Source organism: Robertmurraya sp. GLU-23 (assembly GCF_052983275.1).
Window position 1 is genome coordinate 1 of record NZ_JBRKCV010000040.1, and the last position, 1836, is coordinate 1836.

Annotated in this window: 1 protein-coding gene; it reads left to right on the forward strand. The window is 39.7% G+C overall.

Annotation, left to right across the window (positions count from 1 at the left end; genetic code table 11):
• Positions 1-141 precede the first annotated feature (141 nt).
• Positions 142-1581, forward strand: coding sequence for a DDE-type integrase/transposase/recombinase (locus tag ACVBAX_RS25220; RefSeq protein WP_447119688.1), 1440 nt, complete (start codon positions 142-144; stop codon positions 1579-1581).
• Positions 1582-1836 lie beyond the last annotated feature (255 nt).

A 1836-nucleotide genomic window follows, 5' to 3' on the forward strand; every position in this document is an offset into this window, starting at 1 on the left:
CGTATTGTCAAAACTTCTATAAGAAATAGGTTATAAAATATCTCCATAGAGGGCTTTATAGGCAAAAAAATTGCCACCCCCTAAATTCTTTGGATAATTGAGGTTACCACACACCCAACAACCAAGAATGGAAGTGACAATTTGTACCCTCAAATTATAACCTATTTATTAACTTTTATAAACTATCAAGAACAACTCATTCGAACATTGCTTACTTTATTGATTGGTAAAAGCATGTTCGATAAACCTACTGAACAGCCCGTAAATAAACCTTATCGAAAACTTCAAGTGGATGACCTTCCAGTCATTGAAGTTCTAGAACAGCTTGATTATCGAGTTCTTCTTAGTGAATATCTAGAGAAGAACGGGAAAGCTCTCAAACCTGTTCAAAGGCGTAAGAATGCAAAAGTTTCCGTACCTAAAGCCATGAACTGTCCAAAGTGTGGTGCTCCATCGGATTATCTTTATGCCAACAATGGAGATAAAGGTCAGTATCAATGCAAGGTGTGTACAGAACTTTTCAGTGAAAAGAACCGTTACTCTAAGGAGGCCATCCTGAAATGTCCTCATTGTTCCAAGACTCTCGAGAAAATAAAAGAAAGAAAAGATTTTCACGTGTTTAAGTGCAAGAACAATGACTGTTCTTATTATCAAAAGAAGCTCAATGGGATGACTTCAAAAGAAAAGAAAAGGTTCAAAAAGGACCCTCAAGCATTTAAATTGAGATACATTTTCCGTCAGTTTTATATCGATTTCCAGCCGTTATCCAAGGAATCACCAGAACTGCCGGCCGTGGACTTATCAAAGATTTATGCATCCCCACATACATTAGGATTGATCCTAACCTATCATGTAAACTATGGCCTTTCGGCCCGTAAAACAGCTGCGATTATGCAGGACGTACACGGAGTGATGATTTCACATCAGACTGTATTGAACTACGAAAATAGCGTAGCTTTATTACTTAAACCTTATGTGGATCACTATCCCTATGAACTTTCAGACCAATTCTGCGGTGATGAAACGTATATCAGAGTAAACGGTCGATGGCATTATTTATTTTTCTTTTTTGACGCCGTGAAAAAGATTATTCTTTCGTATCCGGTGTCGCCTAATCGAGACACAGCAACAGCCATTCGAGCAATTGATGAGGTCTTAATCAAGATGAAAGAGATTCCAGAAAATCTGACCTTTGTGGTAGACGGGAATCCAATCTATCTTTTAGCCCAACATTTCTTCGCTCAACATGGGATTTCATTCGATGTGAAGCAGGTCATTGGATTAACCAATGAGGACCCTGTTTCGACCGAATATAGACCACTGAAACAAATAATTGAGAGACTTAACCGCACCTTTAAGGGCAATTATCGCTCCACTCATGGATTCGGCTCTGAATATGGTTCCATTTCATACGTCACCTTATTTACGGCCTACTTTAACTTTTTGCGTCCGCATGCCGCCTTAGAAGGAAAAGTGCCCGTAGTGAATCCAGAACTCAATGGGCTTCCAACAATGCCAGCACGTTGGACAAAGCTCATTGGATTAGCACAACAATGGATAGTAGAACAAAGACAAGCCTAACTTTTTGTTTAGCTGAGCCCTTAAGCTAATTCAGCAATCGGCGGAGCGAACTCTTGACAAACCGAACTTGCCAATGGTTTAAAATGGAAACAACCAAGGGCTTATTTGGTATGCCTTCTTTTGTCCCTTCGCCCTTGTTAAACAATCCTCAAACCATTGGCGTGTTTGTCAAGAGCGATTGCGGCGGATTTCCACTCAATAAATGGGAACGGAACTAACCCTTTAGGTAGTTTTCATAAAACTTTTGACACTACC